This window comes from Duffyella sp. Ts4, assembly GCF_051851875.1.
GTDB lineage: Bacteria > Pseudomonadota > Gammaproteobacteria > Enterobacterales > Enterobacteriaceae > Duffyella > Duffyella gerundensis.
Genome location: NZ_JBLYPN010000003.1, coordinates 240654 through 263970 on the forward strand (window position 1 = coordinate 240654; position 23317 = coordinate 263970).

The window sequence follows — 23317 nt, forward strand, 5'->3', positions numbered from 1 at the left end:
AGATGAATCGACAAACGCAAATCGTTAAGGCGTTGCAGACATGGATCGAGGCCAACCTGCATCACACGTTGAGCGTGAGCGATGTGGCGGAAAAATCGGGCTATTCGATCTGGCACGTTCAGCGGCTGTTTCGCCAGGTAACGCACAAAGGCGTGGGCGAATATATCCGCGAGCGCAGGCTGATCAACGCAGCCACCGCGCTGCTGACCAGCAACGCCAGCGTGCTCAGCGTGGCGTTACAGTACGGCTATGAAAGCCAGCACGCGTTTACCCGCAGCTTTCGTAACTACTTCAGCCAGCCACCGGGCAGCTGGCGGAAAAGCGGCTGCTGCACCGCCACGCCGCTGTTCAGCGTTATCGAACCCTCTAGCGGCTGATGGCGCGGCAGGTCAGCGCCATGCTCTATGGCTACGCCGATACCCTTATTATCAATCCTTCGGCGGAGAAATATCGCGAGGCGGCCAGTGATATCCGGGCCTTTATTCGGCTGGTGGTGTCATGAAGCGCTGTTCCGATACAGCCTCTGCCTAAGGCAATAAAAAAAGGCAAACAGACGACTGGCCTGTTTGCCCTGATGAGTGCGGATGATTGCCGACTCACTGCACGGCATTGGCCCTCTGCTTCATGGCATAAAACAGCACCACCACAAAACAGATCATCGGCAGCGCGTAAGAGATAGCGGTGTTGTAATGATCGGCAATTGCACCCATCAAATAGGGCATGATTGCGCCGCCCACAATCGCCATGATCATCACCGAACTGGCACGTTTAGTCTGCTTGCCCATGTTCTTCACGCCCATGGCAAAAATGGTCGGGAACATGATCGACATGAAAAAGAAGATCGCTACCAGTGCAATCACCGAGACGTTATCAATCCCAGCCACCACCACGCCACACAGTACAATATTGATCAGCGCATAGGCCACCAGCAGCGTCGCCGGGCGCACAAAGCCCATCAGCCAGGTGCTGAAGAAGCGGCCCACCATAAAGCTGATCATGCCCACGGAAAGCAGGTACGACGCATTCTGGTTCGACAGCGTGTGCCAGTGCTCGGTGGTGTAGTTAATAAAAAAGGCACCGACGCCAACCTGCGCCGCCACGTAAAAGAACTGGGCGATCACGCCACCGGTAAAGTGACCATGCTGCCATAAACCTTTCTCGATGCCGCGCTCTGCGTCGGTGCTTTGCTCACGGATATCCGGCAGGCGAGTACGGCTAAACAGAAAGGCGATCAGCAGCACTAACACCGCAATCGCAACGTAGGTGGTTTTCACCGATGACAGGCCGTCAGCCGCGCTGCTTTGCGTGGCGGAGAAAAACAGCGAGCCGCCAATCACCGGACCAATAAACTGGCCTAAGCCGTTAAACGACTGCGAGAGATTCAGACGACGTTCAGCACCCGCCGGATCGCCCAGCACGGTAGCAAACGGGTTCGCGGCGGTTTCGAGACAGCCCAGACCGAGCGCAATCACAAACAGCGCGAACAGAAACAGGGCAAAACTGCCTGCCGACGCGGCGGGAACGAAAAGCAGCGCGCCCAGCGCATACAGGCATAAACCCACCAGAATGCCAGCTTTATAGCCGAAGCGATCCATAAAAAAACCGGCGGGCAACGCAACGATGAAATAGGCACCAAAGTAGGCCGCCTGCAGCAGCCCTGACTGCGCTTTGTTGACGTGCAACACATCCTGAAAATGCTTATTCAACACATCCAGCAGCCCGTAGGATAAGCCCCACAGGAAAAACAGCGTGGTGACCAAAATAAACGCCAGTCGGAAACTGGACGTCGTATTGCGTTCCGCATGAGCGGAAGCAGCAGCTTTGTTGGCAAACATAGTGTATTCCTCAGTATCTGGTCGTGCCTGTAGGGTAGGGTCAGCTCGAAGGGCTGGTTTTTTTATGTCAGATAACGTGAAAAATGGTCGGCCGCGCTCACGCGAGGCGTGCTACTTCTGCTCTGTCAGGGAAAAAATGCGCGTCATGGCGACCCACTTTTCACCGGCGGGGGTCCACGGCGTGGGGCGCTGATAGCGCCACATCAGCGCTTCCCATTCGCACACTTTTGGGTCTGCCAGACTGCGGCGTGCAAACTCTTCGTTGTCAAAATCCTCCGTGGTTTCCATCACCATCATTAGCCGGGTGCCCAGCCGATAAATTTCCATCTCTGCGATGCCGTAAAGCCGCAGATGCCCGGTAATCTCTGGCCAGATCTCCCGGTGATAACGCTCATAGTCGGCGATAAGCTGTGGGTCATCGACCAGATCCAGCGCCCGGCAATAGCGCCGCGTCATGTCAGTGCCCGATCGAGATGCAGATAGCCGCCGTCAACGCTCAGCCACTGACCGGTGGTGTGCGAGGCGCGCGACGAGAGCAGGAACACCACGGTATTGGCGATCTCCTGCGGCGTGGTCATGCGCTGCCCGAGCGGAATATGGGCGGTGATTTTTTGCAGTTTTTCCTCGGGGCGATCGAAGCTTTTGATCCAGCGTTCATACAACGGTGTCATCACTTCTGCCGGAATTACCGCGTTCACGCGGATGCCGTCGTTCAGTAGCGCTGCCGCCCACTCGCGGGTCAGCGCCAGCACGCCACCTTTCGCCGAGGCATACCCGCTGGTATTGCCCTGGCCGGTTAAGGCGGTTTTTGAACTGATATTGACGATGGCGCCGCGGCTGGCACGCAGGGCGTCAAGGCTCAGGTGCGCCATCAGATAATAGTGAATCAGGTTCTGCTCCAGCGATCGCACAAAGGCTTCCCGACCCGCCTCCAGCCCTACGTTGTCATTGGCTCCGGCGTTGTTCACCAGACCGTCGATAGCGCCATAACGGGCCAGCGTGCTCTCTACGGCGGTTTTACAGCTGTCTTCATCGCGCAGTTCGGTCAGCACAAAGCTGGCCTGCGGCGACAGCTGTTGCAGCCTGTTCATCAGCTCCCTGGCCGGTTCCGTGTTGCTGATGATCACCGGGATGGCACCTTCTTCCGCCAGCGTCAGCGAAATGGCCTCGCCGATCCCGGAACCGCCGCCGGTGACTAACACCACTTTATTTTGCAGATGCAGGTTCATTGTTTGTTTCCTGTAGTCGGTAGAGGGTGCTGGCATTGCCGCCATAAATAGCCGCCTGCTCATCGGCACTGAGCGCGGCCGTGGCCCGTTGGCAGAGATCCCAGGGATTGCCGTCATCTTCTGCCAGCAAACAGACCGGCCAGTCAGAGCCAAACAGCAGTCGTTCGCTACCGAAAATCTCCAACGCGGCGTCAAACCAGGGCAGCAGATCGGTGGCTGACATGCCTGCCGGGCGCGGCTCGGTCAACAACCCGGAGATCTTGCAGCTGACATGCGTTAACGCTTTCAGCGGCGCAACCTGCTGCTTCCAGTGAGCAACGCCGCGATGCAGATCGGGCTTGCCGAAGTGATCGAGCACCAGAAAATGGCGATCATGGCGCTGCGCAAACCGCACGGCGTCACTGAGATGGCGGTGCGTCACCAGCATTTCATACACGTACTCCTGCTGCTGGAGATGCCGCATGCCCGCGTTGATCGCCGCATCGGCCAGCCACGCGCCGGGGGAGGGCTCGTCCTGCACCAGATGGCGAAAACCGCGCAGCAGCGGATGGGCTAACTTCTCGAGATCATGCTGCAAATCGGCAGAAGAGAGATCGACCCAGCCGGTTACCGCGCGCACGATATCGGTGCTCTCGGCCACCTCCAGCAGCCACTGCGTCTCTGCCAGTGAACAACGCGCCTGGACCAGGATACTGTGCTGAATACCCTGACGCTGCAGCACCGGCCGCAGCGTTTCCGGCAGAAAATCCTGTTTCAACACCGCCATGTCATCATTGATCCAGCGATAATCGGCCGCGGTATAGCGCCAGAAATGCTGGTGGCTGTCGATTCGCATTATCGGCATTCTCCTCAGCGGCTCAGGCGTGATGCCGGTATTGGTCAATCGATGCCTGATGCATCTCAATGGAGAACCCCGGCGCCTGCGGCGGCATGTAGGCCGCGCCGCGAATATCGCAGGGATTAACGAAATGTTCGTGCAGATGATCGACGTATTCGATGACGCGGCCTTCGTGAGTCGCGGCGATGCAGAGATAATCGATCATCGACAGATGCTGCACGTATTCGCACAGCCCAACGCCACCGGCGTGCGGGCAGACCGGCAGGTTGTACTTCGCTGCCATCAGCATTACCGCCAGTACTTCGTTGATACCACCCATGCGGCAGGCATCGATCTGCACCACGTCGATCGCTTCGCGCATGATGAACTGCTTGAACATGATGCGGTTCTGGCACATTTCGCCGGTGGCCACCTTCACCGGTGCCACGCCCTGACGAATTTTTCGATGGCCTTCGATATCATCCGGGCTGGTGGGCTCTTCAATAAACCAGGGGTTGGCAAAGGCGAGGGCATTGACCCACGGAATGGCTTCATTGGTTTCCCACACCTGATTGGCATCGATCATCAGCTTGCGATCCGGCCCGATGACCTCGCGGGCGATGCGCACACGACGAATATCATCTTCCAGATCCCGGCCCACTTTCAGCTTCAAATAATCGAAACCAGCGTCGACCGCTTCCTGACATAACCGACGCAGTTTGTCATCGGGATAGCCCAGCCAGCCCGCGGAGGTGGTGTAGCACGGATAGCCTTCTGCCAGCAGTTTCTCGGTGCGCTGCGCTTTGTTGTCAGCGCGCTGCTGCAACAGCGCCAGCGCTTCCTGTGGCGTGATGCAATCGGTGATGTAACGAAAGTCGATGCAGCGCACCAGCTCCTCCGGCGTCATCTCCGCCACCAGCTGCCACAGCGGTTTACCTGCGGCTTTACTCCACAAATCCCACACGGCGTTGACCACCGCCCCGGTGGCAAGATGGATGGCACCTTTGTCCGGGCCAATCCAGCGCAGCTGGCTATCACTCGTAAAATCGCGCCAAAATTTTCCCATATTGGCGGTGATGCCCGCTAGATCGCGCCCCACAATCAGATGCTCCAGCGCACCGATGGCGGCACAGCAGATTTCATTGCCGCGCCCGATGGTGAAAGTCAGGCCGTGGCCGCTCAGCGCCGGATCGTCAGTTTCCAAAATCACATAGGCAGCGGAATAGTCGGGATCGGGGTTCATCGCATCCGAGCCATCCATGGTCAGTGAGGTCGGGAAGCGCACATCTTCAACACGTAAAGCCGTAATGGTTGTCATCGCAAATTTCCTTTAACGCGTGCTGCGTTATGCCTGCACCGTCTGCTGACGCTGCTCGCCCAGACCTTCAATTCCCAGGTGCATCACCTGACCCGCTTTGAGGTAAACCGGCGGTTTTTGTCCTAATCCAACGCCCGGCGGTGTGCCGGTGGAGATGATGTCGCCGGGTTGCAGGCTCATAAAACGGCTGAGGTAGCTGATGATTTCCGGTACGCGAAAAATCATGGTGCGTGTATTGCCGTTCTGATAACGCTTGCCGTCCACTTCCAGCCACAGATCCAGCTGATGGGGATCGGGGATCTCGTCTGCGGTGACCAGCCACGGGCCGGTGGGGCCAAAGGTGTCACAGCCTTTGCCTTTATCCCAGGTGCCGCCGCGTTCAATCTGGAACTCGCGCTCAGAGACATCGTTGATCACGCAATAGCCCGCCACGTGCGACATCGCATCGGCTTCGCTGATGTAGCGGCCGCCGGTGCCGATCACCACGCCAAGTTCTACTTCCCAGTCGGTCTTCACCGAGTCGCGCGGGATTTCGACATCATCGTTTGGCCCGACGATGGCGCTGGTCCATTTACTGAAGATGATCGGTTCTTTCGGGATCTCCGCGCCGGTCTCTTCAGCGTGATCGGCATAATTCAGGCCGATACAGATAAATTTCCCCACGTTGCCGACGCAGGCACCCAGGCGCGATGCATCGCCGACCAGCGGCAGGCTTTCGGGATCGAGCTTGCGCAGGGCATCCAGCGCAGCGGGCTGCAACGCGTCGCCTGCCACATCAGTAATATGGTCGCTGAGGTCACGTATGTTGCCCTGGCTGTCCAGCAGACCCGGACGTTCTGCACCTGCGCTGCCGTAACGTAATAATTTCATGTGTTATTTTCCTTCCAGGAAAGTCAGCGTGATGACGCCGCGGAGGATTAATTACTCCAGCCGCCGTCGATAATTTGCACCGTGCCGGTAGTGTATGAGCTGGCATCAGAAGCGAGATAGAGCGCCAGCTGAGCGATCTCTTCGGTTTTGCCAATGCGGCCAATCGGCTGCCGGGCCACAAAGGCGTCGTACACTTCAGCTTCGCTGCGGCCTTCGGCCTGCGCCTGTGCGGCGATACGCTGACGCAGCGAGGGTGATTCCACGGTGCCCGGACAAATCGCGTTGCAGCGAATGCCGCGGGTCACATAGTCCGCCGCCACAGAGCGGGTCAGGCCGATCACCGCCGCCTTGGATGCGCTGTAAGCAAAGCGGTTTGGCACGCCTTTGATACTCGAGGCGACCGAGGACATGTTGATCACCGAGCCGCGGTTACGCGCCAGCATGGCGGGCAGAAACGCGCGGATCATGCGGAACATTGCCGTGACGTTGAGATCCAGTGCGAACTGCCATTCCTGCTCGCTGCAGGTCAGAATGTCGCCGCTGTGTACCACCCCCGCGCAGTTAAACAGCACGTCGAGCGGGCCGCTTTCTGCGGCGAGGGCGGCAATGGCCTGCGCATCCGTGACGTCGAGCAGACGCGGCGTAATGCCGGGAATTCCCTCCAGCGCGCTGATGTTAATGTCGGTCGCAATCACCTCTGCGCCTTCGCGGGCAAACAGCGTCGCGGTGTTAAAACCGATGCCCTGTCCGGCGGCGGTGATCAACACTTTTTTCCCTGCCAGGTTCATAGCAATTCCCCATGACGTGCCGTGTTATAGGTCTAATGGTCAGGCCATTAAAGGCGAAAAAAAGGCGTTTAAACAGGGGCTTTTTGATAAGATGTTCAGCAAGCTGCTGCTTAAAACGCATTTCGGTTAACCAACTTTTTACATGCATAAAACAAATCAGCAATATTTTTGTCGCGAAAATGCTGGCTGAATCACTTAAAAAGAATTGAACTCAGGTGTCCGATGCCGATAAAAAAATTAGAAAACCCAAGGATTTACAGGCAGATAGCTGACCAGCTTAAACAGCTGATTGATAACAACGAATTTCCGCCGGGCAGTCGCCTGCCTGCCGAGCGTGAGCTGGCCAGTCAGTTGCAGGTGAGTCGCGCTTCGGTGCGTGAGGCACTGATCGCGCTGGAGGTGATTGGGCTGGTGGATGTGCGCGTCGGCAACGGTGTGATCGTGCGTCAGCAGCCGGGCGCGCCTTCTCAGGAGCCGGTCATGTCGCAGGCGGGTCGCAATCAGTGGACCGATGTTGATGATGAGTTGAATATTGAACTCGATTTCACCGCTGAGCTGCCGCCGTTTTCCCTGCTACAAACCCGCCGGTTAATTGAACCTGAAACGGCGGCGCTGGCGGCAAGAAACGCCAGCGATGAAGAACTGGCGGCGATCAGGCAGGCCTATGAACAAAACTGCCGCGATAATCGCCAGGGTTCAGCCACCCATCCGGGCGATCGTTTATTCCACATTCGCATTGCGCAGGCCAGCGGCAATCCCGCTTACGCGTTCATTATCGCTCATCTGCTGGGCCATCGTTACGGCACCATGTTCCGCAGCCTGCAACAGCATTACACCCCGCAGGATATGCCGCACCGTTCAGAGAGTGAACACCTTGAGATTCTGACCGCGCTGGAGGCACGCGACAGCCGTGCTGCCAAAAAGGCGATGAAGGAACATCTGGATGCGGTAATCAACATCTTCGGTCAGGGATAATATTATCTTGCCGCAAGCGGGACGTGACGGTTCCAGGCGGTTTATTTTGCCAGTTCGCCAACGTTGTTTGCTCGATCGGCGATTTTAGCAGGATTTCCTGGATGAACGTGGCTCTACAATCACGCCATCATCTCTGCGGGCGGAAAACCTCTCCGCCCGCCAGTCCGATCTTATCTGTGCCGTTCTTTTGCCGCGCTGCAGTAGTCAGTTCGGCTGACAAATCTCCAGAATAGCCAGCAGATAGATGCGCACCATATCGAGAAACTCGCTGATTTCAACGCGCTCATCCGGCATGGTGTTGTACTTACCGCCTGGGCCGCAAACCACGCCCGCCATGCCCGCATGTTGATAAAGGTGTGCCGCATCGGTACCAAAAAAAGCGGGCGGCGTGATGACGCCAGTGGGCTGCTCCGTGCCGCGTACGCTTTTCCAGGCGCGATTGACCGCTTTGACGATGGGCGAATCAGGGGAAACTTCGAACGGCAGCATGGTGGGCTTATCCCGTATGCCGTCATCGAAAAGCGCCGCCTTCAGTCCGGGATGGCGTTGGCACAGTTTGTCGAGCAGTGTTTGTAGATCGGCCAGCACGCCCTCAACCGTTTGCCCTGGCGCAAAGCGCGCTGAGCCTTTTAGCCTGGCAAAATCTGCGACCTGTGGCGGCCGCCACTCTTCCAGCTCGCGTCCTAACGCACCGTGAACGGTGCCAATGTGACCACGATTAATTTTACGATGCGCCTCAGTTTTTGCGCCGCTAAAGGTCATGGTATTGATCTGGGGAATCAGCTCCACCGCTGCGCCGATAGCATCCACGGCCTCTTCGCGTTTCGACAGGTGGCGCGTATCGCCGGTCAGCTCAATGGTAAACATCAACGAACCGGCATGCATGGTGAGCGCCTGCAAATCCGTGGGTTCGGCATTGATAAAGTAGTCAGCGCGCACGCCTTGCTCTATGGCAGCCAGCGTGCCAATGCCGCCCTGCAACTCGCCAACCACATAGGTCAGAATGACATCGCCTTTGAGTGTGACTCCGGCATCGATCAGCGTTTTTAACGCGCAAAAATAGGCGGCGTCACCGGCTTTCATGTTCGACACGCCAATGCCATAGATGAAACGGTCGTCAATTTTTCCCTGCCACGGATCCACCGTCCAGCCTTCGGTCACCGGATTAGTATCCAGATGCCCATTGAACAGCAGGCTGTTGCCGCCGCCGCTGCCAGCAAGGCGGCCAATGGCGTTGAGTCTGTCGCCGGGTACCTGTTGTAGCTCGGTCTCAAGCCCCAGCTGCGTCATCTGCGCCGCCATGTATTTCGCCAGTTCGCGCTCGCCATCGGTCGCGCTGTAACTTTTGTGCTGGACCATTTTTGCCAGAAACGAGAGGCAAAATTCGCGATCAATATGATGGATTAACTGTTCAGGATTCATGCGTTTCTCATTAAGCCGCAGAGCTGGCTACGTCAGGAGTATGCACCGCTGCAAGCAGTGCGCGGGTGTAAGCGTGTTGTGCCAGCGTGGACATCTCTGCGCCGGGCAGCACTTCGACCATATCGCCGCGGTACATCACCGCCACGCGATGGGCAATCTGCCGAACCAGGTTCAGATCGTGGGTAATGAACAGGTAGGCGGTGCCATAACGGCGGCGCAGTTCCAGCAGCAGTTCGATGATGGTGGCCTGCACCGAGACATCCAGCGCGGCAGTAATTTCATCGCAGATCACCACGTCGGGCGGATGAGCAAACGCGCGGGCAATCGCCACACGCTGTTTTTGCCCGCCTGACAAGGCATGCGGATAACGCTGGGCAAACTCTGGCGGCAGACGGACTTCGGTGAGCAGACGTGCCACCGCCTGCGCCAGCGTTTCACCTGCTGGCAGGCCATACAATCGAAGCGGGCGGGCAATGATCTCGCCAACGGTCATGCGCGGATTGAGCGAGGCGTCGGGATGCTGAAAAATCATCTGCACGCGACGACGATACGCTTTATCCATCTGCGCACGTCCGTATAGCGTCTGGCCGCAAAAATCGATGTTGCCGCTGAACGGCACCAGCCCGGAAAGCGCTTTGCCTAATGACGATTTGCCTGAGCCCGATTCCCCCACCACGCCGACAATTTCGCCCTGATGTAACGTCAGGGAAACGCCATTTGCGGCACGGGTGGTATTGGCTTCACGCCTGAACAGGCGATCAAGCAGTCCCGCTTTGCCATAGTCGATGGTAATGTCATTAAGCGACAACAGCGGCTGGCTGCCCGCGGCATCCGGCACCAGCCGATGCTGCGGATCGGGCACCGCGTTAATCAATCGGCGCGTGTAGCTGTGTTGCGGTTGGCTGAACAGACTACGGGTCTCTGCCTGCTCGACAATACGGCCCTGTTCCAGCACGCAGACCCGGTTGGCTACCCGGGAAACCAGCGCCAGATCGTGAGAGATATAGAGCGACGCCACGCCGGTCTCTTCGCGCAGTCGCTCATAGAGATCGAGGATTTGCGCCGCACTGATCACGTCCAGCGCCGTGGTCGGCTCATCAAATATCAGGCAGTCGGGCTGGCAGGCAAAGGCGGTGGCAATCAGGATGCGCTGCTTTTCACCGCCGGAAACCTGATGTGGATAGCGCCGCATCATGCGTGCCGGCTGTTTGAGATCGACATCATGCAGCAGCGATTCGCCCAGCTCCTGGGCTTCCCGCGCCGATAAGCCGCGATGACGTCGCAGCACTTCTGTCACCTGCTCACCCAGAGTTAACGTCGGATTCAGCGATGCACTGGGATCCTGAAAAATCATTCCCAACTTTGCGCCGCGTAGCGTCATTAACGTCGCGGCCGATGCGCTGCGCAGGCTGTGGCCATTGAGGCGGATATCGCCCTGACGTTCGTGCGCATTGCCCGCCAGCCAGCGCATGATCGCCCAGCCTAAGGTCGTTTTACCGGACCCCGATTCACCGACCAGGCCCAGCACATCGCCTGGCATAATCTGCATATTGATATCGCGTAGCACCGGCAGAAACCGATCGCGGGATAACGCGAAGTCAAGGCTGTAATTTTCTACGGCTAATACCGGCGCAGAATCAGTCATCAGTGACTCCCTGGATTAAGTACGTCACGCAGCCCGTCGCCGAGCAGGTTAAAGCCGATAGCCACCAGCGCAATCGCCAGGCCTGGAATCATCATCATCCACGGCGCGTTAAAGAAGTAGGCTCGCGCCTCCGAGACCATCAGGCCCCATTCCGGCTCGGGCGGCTGTGCGCCTAAACCGAGAAAGCTCAGCGTGGCGAAAAGCATGATGGCAAAGGCGACGCGAATGGTGGCCTCGACGATAATCGGCGCCAGTATGTTGGGCAGCATTTCCCGCAGAATGATGTAGTGGGCCGCTTCGCCCCGCGCGATGGCCGCGCTGATGTAATCCTGCTGGCGGGCGGCCAGCGCCACGCTGCGGGAGATGCGGACCATGCCCGGCACAAACGCGATAGTGATCGCCAGCACCGCATTGAGGCTGCTTTGCCCGAGCGTACTGACAATCAGCAGCGCAAACAGCAGGCTGGGAATTGCCATTACCGCATCCATGGTGCGCATCATAAACTCGTCCAGCTTGCCGCCCAGATAGGCGCTGGCCGTGCCAAGCACCGAGCCGATGATCATCGCCAGCGCCGTCGCCAGCAGCGACAGTAAAATGGTTGAGCGGGCGCCGACCATGACCCGACTAAAGATGTCGCGGCCCATTTGGTCGGTGCCAAACCAGTGCAATTCACCGGGCGGCTTATAACGACTGAGAATAGAGATCGATTCAGGATCAAAAGGGGCAATGTGCGCTCCGCCAATCACCATCAGCAGCGCCAGCGATAAAATCAGCACGCCAGCGGCACCCTGCGGTGAAGTGAGCAAACGTTTGAACAGGTCAGGCATAGGAAATCCGCTTATCGAGAACAACGTAGGCCAGATCGGCAAGGAAATTGACCACCGAATAGGTGGCAGCCAGAATCATCACGCCCGCCTGAATAGTGGGCAGATCGCGCGCCTGCACGGCGACAATCAGTTCACGGCCAATACCGGGAATCGCAAAGATCTCCTCCACCACCACAATGCCACCGAGCAGATAACCGACATCCAGCGCGACGATGGTGATGGTCGGCAACAGACCGTTGCGCAGCGCATGGCGCCAGAGAATACGCCGCCGAGATAACCCTTTGAGCCAGGCGGCGCGCACATAATCGGTTTGCAGCACGTCAACCATTTCCGAGCGCACCATACGGGAGACGTGCGCGACCAGAATCAGCGCGACGGTGATCGAGGGCAAAATCAGGTGCTGCACGCCGCTGACGACATTTTCACTTAGCGGCACGTAGCCGGTGGCGGGCAAAATCTGCCAGACATCGGCAAACAGCAGCAACACCAGCGTGGCGGTAACAAACTCGGGAAAAGAGATGCCGATATAGGAGATGACGCTCACCAGCACATCGGCGGTCTTGCCGCGACGAACCGCGGCCCAGATACCGAGCGGTATCGCAATCACCAGCATCAGCAGCAGCGCGCAGGCCGCCAGCAGCAGCGAACGCGACAGGGCGGTAAACAGCGTGGGCCCAACCGCCAGCCCATTGCGCATCGAGACACCAAAATTGCCCTGCAGCGCCTGCGTCAGCCAGTGCCAGTATTGCAGCCAGGCGGGCGCATTCAGACCCAACCGCTCCCGCACTGCGTTCAGCGCTTCCGGCGTGGCGTTCTGTCCCAGCAGCGTCACGGCAGCATCTGCGGGTAGCAGTTGGGTAATGCCAAACACCAGCAGCGATACGATCAGCAGCGTATAAATCATCAACAGCAGTCGTTTGAGCAGATAGCTTGCGGTCATGTTCGCTCCTTACGCCGTGCGCACCGGCGCGTTAGCGGTGAGCCAGCTGTGATCGAGGCGGAATACCGCACCGCGCGGATGCAGGTGGTAGCCGCTAACGTAATCACGGCTGGCCGCGAGCAGGTCGAAAAACACAGGAATCAGCGAGGGAACCTCATCATGCATCAGCCGCTGCGCGGTGCCGTAAAGCGCGGCGCGCTGGGCGTCATCTTTTGTCTGCCGTGCGGCGCTGACCGCGCGATCAAATTCAGCGTTATTCCAGCGCGTTTCGTTCCAGGCGGCGGTTGAGGTATAAAGCAGCGAAAAAACCGCATCCTGGGTCGGCTGCATGTTGTAAAAGCCGACGTAGAAGTTGCCTTTTTTCCACACCTGATCGAGATAGGTGCTGTGTGCCATGGTCTGCACGTTGATACGAAAGCCACCCGGTTTGGCCATCTCACGCAGGGCAATGCCAAGCTGGGTGCGCGTGGCCGGTTTATCGGAGGCGATCAGCGTAATATCCAGACCATTTGGATAGCCAGCGGCTGCCAGCAACCCTTTGGCTTTGCCGTAATCCACCGCTTTTTTAGTCAGGTCAGCGAAGTAGGGGTAGGCGGCGTTAATCGGCGTATCGTTGCCCGGCGAGCCAAAGCCATCCGCAACAAAATCCACCGATGCCTGACGATCCACACACAGCGCCAGCGCCTGGCGCACGCGCGGATCGTTAAAGGGCTTCTGATCGCAGCCCATGTTGACGTTAAGAAATTGACCCGAGGCTACCCGCAGCGGCAGCACGCCAGAGGAGGCGGAGAGCCGGGCAAATTCGCTCGACTGCGCGCTGAGCATCAGATCGCTGTCCCCTGAAATCAGCGCCGAACTCTCTGCCAGGCCGTCGGGGTAGACCACCACTTCCACGCCATCAAGATAGGGGCGCGTCGGATCGTAATAATGCGGATTGCGTTTCACCACGATTTTGCGCTCCGGATCGTAGGAGACCAGCTGAAATGGCCCGGCACCGAACGCCGCTTTGGTTAGCGAAGTATATTGACCCTGCGCGATGGCGGCGGGGATCACTTTAGCCGCCGGATAGGCCAGCATCACTGGCAGATCAGCGTAGGGCGAAGCCGTTTCAATCAACAGGATGGTCGCATCTTTGGCGCTGACCCTGGCAATCGGGCCGATATTGTGCAGCGCCGGTGAGGCATTTTTCGGATCGAGCAGCGCCTGCAGGCTGGCCACCACATCGACAGCGGTCAGCGGCGAACCATCGCTGAATTTCAGGTTGGGTCGCAGCGTGAAGGTCCACTGCGTCAGGTCTTCGCTGGCCTGCCAGGAGAGGGCCAGATCCGCTTCGGCTTTCATCTCCTGCGTCAGGCGGGTCAACCCGCTGTAAAGCAGTTCCGCCATCAGGTATTCCGGATTGACGCGCGCCTGATGCGGATTGAGCATGCTCACCGCCTGATCGACGCTAACGCGTAATACACCGCCCCGACGCGGCGAACCGCCGGGCGTGGCGCTGGCGGCTTGGGCGGCAGATGCTGGCAGCGACCAGGGCAACGTTGCCGCCCCGGTAAGTACGGCAGAACTGGCGATAAACTGACGGCGGTTAAGGCCTTTCATTGCGCGCATGTTCTCTTCCTCATTGGTGAGTTAATGACCCTGGGTTGGCTGAAAATCATCGGCGAGATACGCCAGAATGGACTGCGAAAGGGCAACAAGATCCGCCATCGTGGTGTATTCATCGGCGGCGTGCGTGCGGTTATCCGGGCGGGTTAGCCCACCCAGTAATATTTCCTGAATGCCGGCCTGCTGAACCCAGCCCATATCGGAGCTGGTGGACGATCCCCAGGGCGTAAACTCATCGGGCCTGAAGCCAAATCCCTGCGTCAGCGCGGCCTGCCAGCGTGGCCAGTGCGGTCCGCCGGGATCGGCGACCGGAGCCAGATGCCCAATCATCTGTTGCGTCACATCCAGCGCGCGGCTGTCGCGCATTGCACGGTCGATGCAATCAGTCAGCTCCTTCCACACATCGTCAAAGGCTTCTTCCAGGGCGTAACGGCGGTTGATCAACAGTTCAAAACGTTCCGGAATGGTTGAGCCTTTGCTACCGCCATGCGCCGCTGCCAGCGTCAGCAGAGAATTCAGCGGTTTACCGTTATAGTGCGGCGGGGCGGGCATGGCTGAGATGCGCTGTTCGACCTGCGCTTTCAAATCAGCCAGCGCGTTCATTAACGGCAGGGCCACTTCGATAGCGTTGATGCCGTGTCCGGGATCGCCGGAGTGCGCCGAACGACCGGTGATAATCACTTTACAATCGATGCTGCCAAAACAGCCTGACCAGATACGTGGCACCGCGCCGCCGTTGAAGCTAAGAAGATGGCCGTTGAACAGGTGCTGTTCCGCCAGATAGCGAATACCGGGATACAGGCCGCCTTCTTCATCAGTGCAGAGCAGAAAAACCGGGTTAAAGCGCAGAGGCAAACCGCAGGCCTGTGCCGCACGCACCGCCGCCAGCGCCGCGGCAATGGTGCCTTTCATATCTGCTGCGCCACGCCCAAAAAGTTTGTCTTCTGCCTGCGTCAGCGCCAGCGGAGGAAAATGCCAGCCGTCACCCGCTGGCACGGTATCGGTATGGAAATAGAGATTACAGTTTTCAGCCGCCCCAACGTTCAGCGAAGCCAGCAGATTAACGCGTTCTCCCTGCGCGCTGTTATCGGGCGATCGCCACAAGGTTTCCGGCACGGAAACACGCTGAAGCGTGAAGCTCAAAGGTGCCAAAAGTCCGGCCATCAACTCGCAGAAATCGCCATAACCGGCACCCGGTGGAAAGCAGGTGTCCACGGCCAGCATGCGTTGTAATTCTTCTTTGATCTGCTCGCCGTCGCAGGCTATCAGCTCTAATGCCTTGTTTAATCTTCTATTTGTGGTCATAGCGCTTTCGCTTCTTGTATTTCTATATAGTTTATAGATAATGCAATTCAGTAACCGTGGTCAATCGGTAATCGAAAACATGCAAAAAAAATATGACGCAGGCGATGTTCCTCAATTTGGCAGACTTCGCGACAGCGAAGGTGCCCCGCTTTATGAAGTGGTTAAGCGCTATATCAGCGAGTCGATTTTGCAGGGCGAGCTGACCGCAGGCATGATCCTGCCCAGCGAAAACAGTCTGGCAGCGCGATTTGGCGTCTCGGTGGGCACGGTGCGTAAGGCGCTGGCGGCGCTCACCACCGAGGGAATGTTAATGCGGCGGCGTAAAACCGGCACCGTGGTGACCGGCTGGGCGCCGCTGCATAATCTCAGCCACTTTTTTCAATATTTCCGTCTGCATGACAAGACGGGCGGGCTGCTGTTGTCGGAAACGCGGGTGCTGGATTATCAGCTGGGCGAGGCCAGCGACACGGAAGCTCGCCAGTTGCATATTGCGGCGGGTGACGCGGTGGTGCGGTTGAAGCGGTTACGCCGGGTCAAAGGGATCGCGGCAATGCATGAAACCTTGATCCTGCCTACGGCGCGGCTGGCTGATTTCCCACAGGCGGAGCAGTTGCCGCCGCTGCTGTATCGCTATTTATTCGAACGCTACGACATCCGTATTGCTGCGGTACGCGAGCAAATTACCGCGACGCTGGCCAACGAAGAAGATGCCGCGTTGCTCGAACTGAACCTGCCGCACGCCATTATGGTGATTGATGAAGTGTCGTTTGATCAAAGCGCAGTGCCGGTAATTCTGGCGCATCATCGCTTCAGTACGGAGCATTTTATGTATGTGAATGAGGTGAGATAAAAGAGGTTATCCACCCGCCTCATCATAAACCGTGCTGTGCCTAAATCAGCAGCCATTATGCGCAAAAAGCAGGCATGCCCTGCGAAATCTGGGTAATGAGATCGCTTTGGTTTTCGGCCTTATGGCGACACAGGCGGCGATGTGGGCATTAATCAGGCAAACACACAGCTCAGGCTAACTTAGCGCGTCATCAGGATCGGAATCAGACTTTATCAATGTTATCCTTATTGATTGTGTTAGATATCAATGCGTTTTTGATTTTAGTTTTGAGGTTTTTGTATGAGTGAAATTCTGAGCAGCCTGAACAATCTTCGCACCCTGCGTGCCCATTCTCGTGACTACGCGCTGGATGTGCTGGAAGAGATGCTGCAGAAGTTAGAGGTGGTGGTCACTGAGCGCCGTGAAGAAACTGAAGCCCAGGAGGCTGAAGCGCGTGATAAGGCTGAAAAGCTGGCGATGTACCGCGAACTGCTTCAGGAAGATGGTATCAATCCGGCAGATCTGCTGAGCGGCAAGGAAAAGCGTGGCAGCGACATGAAGAAAAAGCGTGCGCCGCGTCCGGCTAAATACCAGTACACCGATGCCAGTGGCGAAGTAAAGCAGTGGACCGGGCAGGGACGCACACCTTCAGCGATCAGGATTGCGCTTGAGAATGGCAAAAGCCTGAGCGATTTCATGCTGTAAGCAACGGCAGGCAGCGTTGTCGGCCTGCATTTTAACGGCGCGTACAACGCTTCTCGCAGAGTGCTGCTGTCGGCACCTGCTGCATCTGCGCGTGGAATGAAAAGGCAATGAGCCAACCCTCATTTCGGCTCTTTCTGCGGTTCCCGTGCCTGTTAGCGGATGAAAAATCCTCATCCGCCTCCTGCGTAATGAACCGGTAAAACCCCGACAGGGCTAGTGTTGATGTTCCATGCACAGATGCTGTTGGCTACGGCGCTATTGCCTGGCCATTTTCATCCAGCAAGGCGGTGAGCAGCGCGGTGCCATCCTCTGCTACCCGAAAAGATCCGTAACGCGCCCGATCGAAGCGTTTGCCTTGACCTTCCTGAAAGAACCAGGCATTGGTGCCAACGGTCAGCGTCCCGGCATTAATGTGATATTTCATCCGCAGCTGATTGGATTTCAGTGGCGCACCCTGGTCAAACTGCGCCTGCGTGACCCGACGCTGCGCATCAATATCCACAATCAGGGTGCCGCTGGTGGGTGCCGGTATGAATCGGCTCTCCTGATGCCGCTGATAAAATGCCAGCTGTAACGGTTGAGTGATCGCATAATTGAGCGCCATATAATCACCCTGCATTAGCGAGCGCGGATCGACCGGAGCAAGGTCTAAAATCACCACTGCGCCCTGTTTCAACAGCCGCTCCTTTTGCCAGATGCTGATATTCACCGCCACCAACGCCAGGACAATCACCCCTAACGCCAGCCATTTTCTCAGGTTACTGGTTTTCATAAACACTCCCGCTACGCGTCGGTAACGCCTTTTTGGTCGCAAAGGCCACCGCCAGCAACACGCCCCCTCCGATCAACAGCAGCACTGACTTATGCAGTAAATTCACCCCAAGAAAGTAATACCAGCAAGAGACGTAGAGCAGCAGAAGACAAAACGCTATCCCGAGAATGCCCCGGCTGCCCTGAAAACGCGCCATCATCAGTAATGTCAGTCCCAGCCCAATACCCGGCGCATAGATTGCCGCGCCGCCGCATAATATCGCTGCCAGCAGCGGCAAAGGCGTTTTTTGTGTGAAGAACAGGTAGAGCGCGCTCAACGTTAAACCGGCCGCGATGCCCATGCCTGTGCCCGATTGCAGGCTAAAAAACGGCGATGTGCTCCAGAAGATATCTGCGATCCATCCAGCATTGATGGCAGTGAAACTGACAATGACCAGGCCCGCGGCAATGCCGTAGATTATCGGCAGCACAGCATCCGCCATCGGCGTTGCCTGTAATCTGAGTTGCTCTCTGACCATCCATAACAAAAACGCCACCAGACCAGCCACCAGCGCTGAGAAGAGAGCATATCCGGTTACCGGCGATAAGTGCCGACTGGTGAGATCGTTCGCCAACAGCACGGCCAAAAACGTCATCGCGGTGATCGCCATAAACCGGTAAGTACGATCGGGCATCACAATGGCCATCACCATCAGTACCGGTAACGTGCAGAGCGCCACCACCAGAAATGAGGATTCCCAGCTGGGGTCAACAAACAGATAGAGACCGACACAGAGCCCGCCGGTGGCGGCAATTGCCCATGCCAGCCCGACGTGATTTTTGCCTGCGCCTGCTGCGCGCAGCAGCACGCTGGCCAGCGCAGCGAAAATCAGCGAAGGCACGATAAAGACCACGGCATTCGGCTCATCAAGCAAGCCCGTCATGTAGAGAATCAGCGCCAGCAGCAGCAAAACGATGAGCGCTGAAACCCAACTGCCGAGGCCGAGTGCAAGCCGCAGATACCAGGGCAGTTCCGAGGTGTGATCGTGCAGCTGAAGTTCCTGCACCTGTGGGTAGCTCAGCAAATCATGCTGGCGTAATGCGGTTATCAAGCCGTTGAGTTCGGAGGAGGGGACATCAACCGGATCGCGTTCATACAGCGTGCGGCGCCAGTGCAGCAGCAGGGCACCGTTTGCCGTCAGCCAAAAGGCCATTAGCAGGCCACAGAGCATCACTGCTTCCACAGACTCCCATGAGTTGCTGAAAAAATCCGTGATCAGGACGCAGCCGGTGACCGCCAGGCTGACGGTTCCCAGCGTTAGCATGCCGAGATCCGGGAAGCGATAACGGTAGAGGTAATAGCCCACCAGCAAGGTAATAAGCCAGAGGCCGGTGATCAGTGAAGTGTAAAATCTCTCGTTCCACTCAGAAAAATTCCCCATCACAATGGAAGCGATATTCCCGGCGGCGATCATGGTGAGCAGCAGCAACAGAAAGCCGGCCATGATGTAGCTGAACCAACGGCTTGCCAGCCAGCTTTGAGGATCGGCAGCGAGCGCCCGCTGCGCCAGCGTTTCCCGCAACACCAGGCACAGCGTCAGCACCAGCAAATACGCGTACATCGCGGTTTCGGGCAACCAGCCGAAGTGATTAAACATCAGGCTGTCCATGAACGTAGCAGACAACGTGACGTAGTAGAGGTGAAAGGCCAGATTGGCCACCAGCCAGCTGCAAAACCACAGGCTGTCCTGCCGCGCGATCAGCGCCAGCGGCACAAGAATATAAAGCCAGGCTCTGAACAGCTCCCAGCTGTTGGCACCGGTCTGATAGATCTGCCCATATAACGCAAACAGCGCGCCAAAGCTTAATCCCGCCGCCAGCAGCGCGCTGCGTGCCAGGCCCTGATACCAGCGCCACCATACGATCGCCGCCAGCGCAACAATCAATAACTCTGCCAGCGCGAACTTAGCCATTTTCGGCATCTGCGCCCAGTTCCAGGCGATGAAAAACAGGGCGCCGGCAACCAGCGAGAGTAAACCCAGCAGCGCCAGCAACGGGACAAGAAAAGCGCGCCACTGCGAGGCATTGGGCCGCACGCCCAAAAAGCGGTAAACCTGCTGGCCGTGGTCAGGCGTCAGGCTGCCCGCTTTTATCAGCCGCGCGGTCTGGCGCGCCAGGTACGCCGCCGCCCGTGTCGGCATCCAGCTGACATCGCCGGGTATCGTATTGTTCATGAGGTCCCTGTTTTTATGGATGTTCCGTTAATAATGCCTGCTGATACCCCACGAAGCCGCAACATCCACGCCGTATCAGGATTCGCATTGAGGCAATAAACAGGTTTCGCCGGAAATATCTGGCAATCACAGCTTTCATACCAGTAAGGCACGATGGGCGCAATCAGCACGGTGGCCAATAATACAAGGTCAATGAATGTGTGAGCAGTGCAGCAAAATCTATTGCGGATATGACTGACGTAATAGTTGAACGTTCGACAAGGGTATTTGAAGGGTTAAGAGAAAAGAAAGTAAGCGAAAGGCGAAACACATAGCATCATTTGGTGCGGTGGTTACGTCTGGACATATCGCAGCCGGGCAGTTGCTTAATCACAGCGACAATTCTTTAACTGATGTACAGTATCAGCAATATCAGCAGGATAGTTACTGGCGTAATCACCCGACCGCCACCTTTTCATGCGTGTGCCACTCGCCGCTAATGTCCTGGAGCTTTACCTGCAACGTGCATCAATTATCCGTTGATACATGTAGCCACCTGACTAAGCCCGCAGCGGCATCATCGATAGCATAAAGCCGTTGCGGCAAGCACTCTCAGCTCGCCTGCCACTCCGCAACCAGCGTACGGATAAGCGCGGCGGCAGGCATTTCGCGGGCCAGCGTGGCACCCTGTCCGGCCCACTGCGCACCAAAGCCGTGGGCACCTTTTGCTGATGCGGCGGCGGCAATGGCTTTACCCAGCGCGTAAGTCAACGGATAAGGTGGAATGCTGTCGCGCGTGAAGACCTGAGCAAAATGGCAAAAATCATTATTAATGCATCTGGCGGGACGGCCAGAGATCGCCGTGGTCATGACCGTACTGGCAGCCTGTTTGCTTTTCAGCGCCTGGCGATACGCGTCGTTCGCCGCGGATTCCGGGCACAGTATAAATGCCGTACCCATCTGCACGGCGTCGGCGCCCAGCCTTAACATGGCGTCGATGCCCGCTCCGTCCATGATGCCGCCCGCACCGATCACCGGCAGGCGCGAAGCTTTTTTCACGGCCTGCACAAGCGTAAAAGTGCTCAGCTGATCATCCGCTTCGTCAGGGCAGAACAGACCCCGATGTCCGCCCGCCTCGATCCCCTGCGCCACGAAAAAATCGATGCCAGCCGCTTCTGCCGCCAGTGCCTCTTTCACGCTGGTGATGGACGCAAGCGTCACAATACCCCGGCTTTTTAGCTGCCGCAGGACATCGGCGGCGGGAAGGCCAAAGTGGAAGCTGATTGCTGCCGGTGCGGCGGCGAGCAGTACCGACATCATTTCTGCATTGTTGTGAAAGGATTGATAAATCTCCGATAACGCCTCGGGCGGCTCGGCTTCGTAACGGGTAAACAGCTCGTGAAAGCGCGCAATCCACGCCTTTTCCAGCGGCAGGTCACGCACCACCGGCGCATGACAAAACACGTTGACGTTGATTGGCCCTGTGGTCAAAGACGCCGTTTTCTCGATCATGGCCCGCGCCTGATCGGGCGTTGAGGCGCCGACACTGATGGAACCCAGCGCACCGGCATTGCTAACCGCTGCCGCCAGCTCCGGTGTCGACACGCCCGCCATCGGTGCCTGAACGATCGGGTATTGCAGATTAAGCGCCTGGCACAAGGTTGCTTTCATGTTCTCTGCCTGATTGATTGCGGTAACAGGGAAGGTGGTTGGCTGAAGCATGCACACGATGAGCCGGGTAGCTATTTGCCACCCTCCGCTTGATAGCATTGCCGTCGTCGTGGTGCTGCTAAAGAGGCTCCCATTTCCGGGAGCCTTCCAGATTTACAACGACACGCCGCCGGTGCCGAACGCTTCGCTGTGAATATTTTCCTGGGGAATGCCGAGCGCCAGCAGCGCCGCGTGCTGATGCTGCATAAAGGGCACCGGACCGCACAGATAATAGTCAGCCTGTTTAGGCAGCAGGTGCGCGGGCACGTCGCTGAGGTCAAGCCTGCCCAGCGCCTGATAATCCTTGCCGCGTACGTCACCTTCCGATACTGATTCATAAGCCACATACAGGTGAAGATGGCTGTGATGTTCAGCAAGCTGCTGGATTTCGCGGCGCATGGCATGCACTTGCGGGCTGCGCGCGGCGTGAATGAAACTGATCTGCTTTTTACTCTCGGCTATCGCACCGGAAGGCAGCGTTTTGACCTCCTGCGATAATGCGCCGTTATCAGGCTGAGCATTGTCCGTGATGAGCTGGTTGAGCATAGCGATCATCGGCGTCAGGCCGATGCCCGCGCTGATAAGCACATTGTCACGATCGGGATTCACGAGGAAAAAGTTACCGGTTGGCGCGCTGACTTCCAGAGTATCGCCTTCAGCAATCACGTTGTGCAAGGTTGAAGAGACGTAGCCCGGATCCTGATTTTCCGCCCGCGAATCTTCACGCTTCACTGAAATACGCAGGTATTTTCCGCCAGGGCTGTCGGACAGGCTGTACTGACGCGGTTGTTTAATGCCGAGCGCCGGCACCATCACCCGCACGGTAATATACTGGCCCGGCTTATAGGTCGGCAGGGCGTTGCCATCTTTGGGCACCAGATAGAAAGAGGTGATTTCGCTGTTCTCTTTCTCTTTCCGCGCGACAACAAAGTCACGCCAACCCAGCCAGCTGCCCGGTGTTTTCTCCTGCTGCGCATAAAGGGATTTTTCCGTGGCGATGAAGAGATCGGCCAGCTGCTGATAGGCCGAAGCCCAGGCGGCAATCAGCTTATCTTCCATTGAAATGTTCAGCACCTCGCTGATGGAGTGCAGAAGGTTTTCACCCACGATGTCGTAATCGGGCGCCTGAATATTCAGGCTGACATGTTTATGGCAGATCAGCTCAACCACCGGCGCGAGCACTGAAGGGTCGTCAATATTTTCAGCATAAGCCAGCACGGCACCCGCAAGCGCTTTAGCCTGCGCGCCGCTGCGCTGGTGGCCCATATTAAAGGTCTCTTTTAGCTGCGGATTATTCTTCAGCATGCGCCTGTAGAAATAATCGGTCAGCGCCACGCCATTTTCCCTGAGAACCGGAACGGTCGCTTTCACAAGATCTTTCTGTTCTGAAGTCACCATAGCTGTTCACCTCTGTTTAAAGTTGTATTTAAAATGCATGTTTAAATAGTAGCGCTTTGGCCAGCATTTGTGAACATAAATCGTTGATCGCGCCGCGTAAAAGCGGGCAACGCACGGCCAGCGTTTAAGATCGTAA

Annotated in this window: 22 protein-coding genes; 5 read left to right on the forward strand and 17 right to left on the reverse strand. The window is 57.3% G+C overall.

The window, feature by feature from the left end:
• The first annotated feature begins 2 nt into the window (after positions 1–2).
• A complete protein-coding gene (locus ACJY2L_RS06540; protein ID WP_439213283.1) occupies positions 3–377 on the forward strand; it encodes a helix-turn-helix domain-containing protein in 375 nt (124 codons plus the stop codon).
• Positions 377–502 carry a hypothetical protein gene (locus ACJY2L_RS06545; protein WP_439213284.1) on the forward strand — a complete coding sequence of 42 codons (126 nt, stop codon included), beginning with the start codon at positions 377–379 and terminating at the stop codon, positions 500–502. The genes ACJY2L_RS06540 and ACJY2L_RS06545 overlap by 1 nt, the downstream gene beginning before the upstream one ends.
• A 94-nt stretch (positions 503–596) precedes the next feature.
• On the opposite strand, the gene fucP is transcribed toward ACJY2L_RS06545, so the two are convergent.
• The 7 genes from fucP to ACJY2L_RS06580 form a co-directional block, all read right to left on the reverse strand.
• Entirely contained in the window at positions 597–1835 is a 1239-nt protein-coding gene (fucP, locus tag ACJY2L_RS06550; protein WP_439213285.1) for an L-fucose:H+ symporter permease, read from the reverse strand.
• A 111-nt stretch (positions 1836–1946) separates the two neighbouring features.
• Entirely contained in the window at positions 1947–2291 is a 345-nt protein-coding gene (locus tag ACJY2L_RS06555; RefSeq protein ID WP_187485339.1) for an L-rhamnose mutarotase, read from the reverse strand.
• The gene (locus tag ACJY2L_RS06560; RefSeq protein WP_439213286.1) at positions 2288–3064 is read right to left on the reverse strand and encodes an SDR family oxidoreductase; all 777 of its coding nucleotides are present in this window, start codon (positions 3062–3064) and stop codon (positions 2288–2290) included. Before ACJY2L_RS06560 ends, ACJY2L_RS06555 begins: the two co-directional genes overlap by 4 nt.
• On the reverse strand, positions 3042–3902 hold the full coding sequence (locus tag ACJY2L_RS06565) for an amidohydrolase family protein (protein WP_439213500.1): 861 nt from the start codon (positions 3900–3902) through the stop codon (positions 3042–3044). The genes ACJY2L_RS06560 and ACJY2L_RS06565 overlap by 23 nt, the downstream gene beginning before the upstream one ends.
• A 19-nt stretch (positions 3903–3921) precedes the next feature.
• Positions 3922–5199 carry an L-fuconate dehydratase gene (locus tag ACJY2L_RS06570; RefSeq protein WP_439213287.1) on the reverse strand — a complete coding sequence of 426 codons (1278 nt, stop codon included), beginning with the start codon at positions 5197–5199 and terminating at the stop codon, positions 3922–3924.
• 27 nt (positions 5200–5226) lie between these two features.
• The gene (locus ACJY2L_RS06575; protein ID WP_439213288.1) at positions 5227–6069 is read right to left on the reverse strand and encodes a fumarylacetoacetate hydrolase family protein; all 843 of its coding nucleotides are present in this window, start codon (positions 6067–6069) and stop codon (positions 5227–5229) included.
• A 47-nt stretch (positions 6070–6116) separates the two neighbouring features.
• Complete coding sequence (locus tag ACJY2L_RS06580) at positions 6117–6857, reverse strand: SDR family oxidoreductase (protein WP_067436428.1); 741 nt, start codon at positions 6855–6857, stop codon at positions 6117–6119.
• A gap of 222 nt (positions 6858–7079) precedes the next feature.
• Here ACJY2L_RS06580 and ACJY2L_RS06585 point away from each other — a divergent pair, with 222 nt between their 5' ends.
• Positions 7080–7832, forward strand: a complete 753-nt coding sequence (locus ACJY2L_RS06585; protein ID WP_187488006.1) for a FadR/GntR family transcriptional regulator — start codon at positions 7080–7082, stop codon at positions 7830–7832.
• Between the two features lie 204 nt (positions 7833–8036).
• Here ACJY2L_RS06585 and ACJY2L_RS06590 read toward each other — a convergent pair whose 3' ends face one another.
• Genes ACJY2L_RS06590 through ACJY2L_RS06615 form a run of 6 tightly spaced genes read right to left on the reverse strand, consistent with a single transcriptional unit; the run spans position 8037 to position 15576 of the window.
• Positions 8037–9254: a M20 family metallopeptidase gene (locus tag ACJY2L_RS06590; protein WP_439213289.1), complete on the reverse strand. Its 1218-nt coding sequence runs from the start codon at positions 9252–9254 to the stop codon at positions 8037–8039.
• 10 nt (positions 9255–9264) lie between these two features.
• Entirely contained in the window at positions 9265–10899 is a 1635-nt protein-coding gene (locus tag ACJY2L_RS06595) for a dipeptide ABC transporter ATP-binding protein (RefSeq protein WP_439213290.1), read from the reverse strand.
• On the reverse strand, positions 10899–11726 hold the full coding sequence (locus ACJY2L_RS06600) for an ABC transporter permease (RefSeq protein WP_067436416.1): 828 nt from the start codon (positions 11724–11726) through the stop codon (positions 10899–10901). Before ACJY2L_RS06600 ends, ACJY2L_RS06595 begins: the two co-directional genes overlap by 1 nt.
• Positions 11719–12666, reverse strand: coding sequence for an ABC transporter permease (locus ACJY2L_RS06605; RefSeq protein WP_187488002.1), 948 nt, complete (start codon positions 12664–12666; stop codon positions 11719–11721). The genes ACJY2L_RS06600 and ACJY2L_RS06605 overlap by 8 nt, the downstream gene beginning before the upstream one ends.
• A gap of 9 nt (positions 12667–12675) precedes the next feature.
• Positions 12676–14274, reverse strand: coding sequence for an ABC transporter substrate-binding protein (locus ACJY2L_RS06610; RefSeq protein WP_439213291.1), 1599 nt, complete (start codon positions 14272–14274; stop codon positions 12676–12678).
• Positions 14275–14295: 21 nt separating this feature from the next.
• Positions 14296–15576 (reverse strand): M20 family metallopeptidase, encoded by a 1281-nt coding sequence (locus ACJY2L_RS06615; RefSeq protein WP_439213292.1) that lies wholly within the window; start codon positions 15574–15576, stop codon positions 14296–14298.
• 79 nt (positions 15577–15655) lie between these two features.
• On the opposite strand from ACJY2L_RS06615, the gene ACJY2L_RS06620 reads away from it, so the two are divergent.
• A complete protein-coding gene (locus ACJY2L_RS06620; RefSeq protein WP_439213293.1) occupies positions 15656–16426 on the forward strand; it encodes a GntR family transcriptional regulator in 771 nt (256 codons plus the stop codon).
• 279 nt (positions 16427–16705) lie between these two features.
• Entirely contained in the window at positions 16706–17110 is a 405-nt protein-coding gene (locus tag ACJY2L_RS06625; RefSeq protein WP_439213294.1) for an H-NS family histone-like protein, read from the forward strand.
• Between the two features lie 247 nt (positions 17111–17357).
• On the opposite strand, the gene ACJY2L_RS06630 is transcribed toward ACJY2L_RS06625, so the two are convergent.
• From ACJY2L_RS06630 to ACJY2L_RS06645, 4 genes are all read right to left on the reverse strand, one after another.
• The gene (locus tag ACJY2L_RS06630) at positions 17358–17882 is read right to left on the reverse strand and encodes a GDYXXLXY domain-containing protein (protein WP_439213295.1); all 525 of its coding nucleotides are present in this window, start codon (positions 17880–17882) and stop codon (positions 17358–17360) included.
• Positions 17869–20094 (reverse strand): DUF4401 domain-containing protein, encoded by a 2226-nt coding sequence (locus ACJY2L_RS06635; protein ID WP_439213296.1) that lies wholly within the window; start codon positions 20092–20094, stop codon positions 17869–17871. The genes ACJY2L_RS06630 and ACJY2L_RS06635 overlap by 14 nt, the downstream gene beginning before the upstream one ends.
• 591 nt (positions 20095–20685) lie before the next feature.
• A complete protein-coding gene (locus ACJY2L_RS06640) occupies positions 20686–21744 on the reverse strand; it encodes an NAD(P)H-dependent flavin oxidoreductase (protein ID WP_439213297.1) in 1059 nt (352 codons plus the stop codon).
• Positions 21745–21897: 153 nt separating this feature from the next.
• Positions 21898–23181 (reverse strand): globin domain-containing protein, encoded by a 1284-nt coding sequence (locus tag ACJY2L_RS06645; RefSeq protein WP_439213298.1) that lies wholly within the window; start codon positions 23179–23181, stop codon positions 21898–21900.
• Positions 23182–23317 lie beyond the last annotated feature (136 nt).

Excerpts from the sequence above, each read along its gene's own strand:
- ACJY2L_RS06645 (WP_439213298.1), bottom strand. The coding sequence starts at position 23,181 with ATGGTGACTTCAGAACAGAAAGATCTTGTGAAAGCGACCGTTCCGGTT.
- ACJY2L_RS06640 (WP_439213297.1), bottom strand. The coding sequence starts at position 21,744 with ATGAAAGCAACCTTGTGCCAGGCGCTTAATCTGCAATACCCGATCGTT.
- ACJY2L_RS06630 (WP_439213295.1), bottom strand. The coding sequence starts at position 17,882 with ATGAAAACCAGTAACCTGAGAAAATGGCTGGCGTTAGGGGTGATTGTC.
- ACJY2L_RS06595 (WP_439213290.1), bottom strand. The coding sequence starts at position 10,899 with ATGACTGATTCTGCGCCGGTATTAGCCGTAGAAAATTACAGCCTTGAC.
- ACJY2L_RS06580 (WP_067436428.1), bottom strand. The coding sequence starts at position 6,857 with ATGAACCTGGCAGGGAAAAAAGTGTTGATCACCGCCGCCGGACAGGGC.
- ACJY2L_RS06570 (WP_439213287.1), bottom strand. The coding sequence starts at position 5,199 with ATGACAACCATTACGGCTTTACGTGTTGAAGATGTGCGCTTCCCGACC.
- ACJY2L_RS06540 (WP_439213283.1), top strand. The coding sequence starts at position 3 with ATGAATCGACAAACGCAAATCGTTAAGGCGTTGCAGACATGGATCGAG.
- ACJY2L_RS06585 (WP_187488006.1), top strand. The coding sequence starts at position 7,080 with ATGCCGATAAAAAAATTAGAAAACCCAAGGATTTACAGGCAGATAGCT.
- fucP (WP_439213285.1), bottom strand. The coding sequence starts at position 1,835 with ATGTTTGCCAACAAAGCTGCTGCTTCCGCTCATGCGGAACGCAATACG.
- ACJY2L_RS06575 (WP_439213288.1), bottom strand. The coding sequence starts at position 6,069 with ATGAAATTATTACGTTACGGCAGCGCAGGTGCAGAACGTCCGGGTCTG.
- ACJY2L_RS06605 (WP_187488002.1), bottom strand. The coding sequence starts at position 12,666 with ATGACCGCAAGCTATCTGCTCAAACGACTGCTGTTGATGATTTATACG.
- ACJY2L_RS06615 (WP_439213292.1), bottom strand. The coding sequence starts at position 15,576 with ATGACCACAAATAGAAGATTAAACAAGGCATTAGAGCTGATAGCCTGC.
- ACJY2L_RS06620 (WP_439213293.1), top strand. The coding sequence starts at position 15,656 with ATGCAAAAAAAATATGACGCAGGCGATGTTCCTCAATTTGGCAGACTT.
- ACJY2L_RS06590 (WP_439213289.1), bottom strand. The coding sequence starts at position 9,254 with ATGAATCCTGAACAGTTAATCCATCATATTGATCGCGAATTTTGCCTC.
- ACJY2L_RS06625 (WP_439213294.1), top strand. The coding sequence starts at position 16,706 with ATGAGTGAAATTCTGAGCAGCCTGAACAATCTTCGCACCCTGCGTGCC.
- ACJY2L_RS06610 (WP_439213291.1), bottom strand. The coding sequence starts at position 14,274 with ATGCGCGCAATGAAAGGCCTTAACCGCCGTCAGTTTATCGCCAGTTCT.
- ACJY2L_RS06555 (WP_187485339.1), bottom strand. The coding sequence starts at position 2,291 with ATGACGCGGCGCTATTGCCGGGCGCTGGATCTGGTCGATGACCCACAG.
- ACJY2L_RS06560 (WP_439213286.1), bottom strand. The coding sequence starts at position 3,064 with ATGAACCTGCATCTGCAAAATAAAGTGGTGTTAGTCACCGGCGGCGGT.
- ACJY2L_RS06635 (WP_439213296.1), bottom strand. The coding sequence starts at position 20,094 with ATGAACAATACGATACCCGGCGATGTCAGCTGGATGCCGACACGGGCG.
- ACJY2L_RS06545 (WP_439213284.1), top strand. The coding sequence starts at position 377 with ATGGCGCGGCAGGTCAGCGCCATGCTCTATGGCTACGCCGATACCCTT.
- ACJY2L_RS06600 (WP_067436416.1), bottom strand. The coding sequence starts at position 11,726 with ATGCCTGACCTGTTCAAACGTTTGCTCACTTCACCGCAGGGTGCCGCT.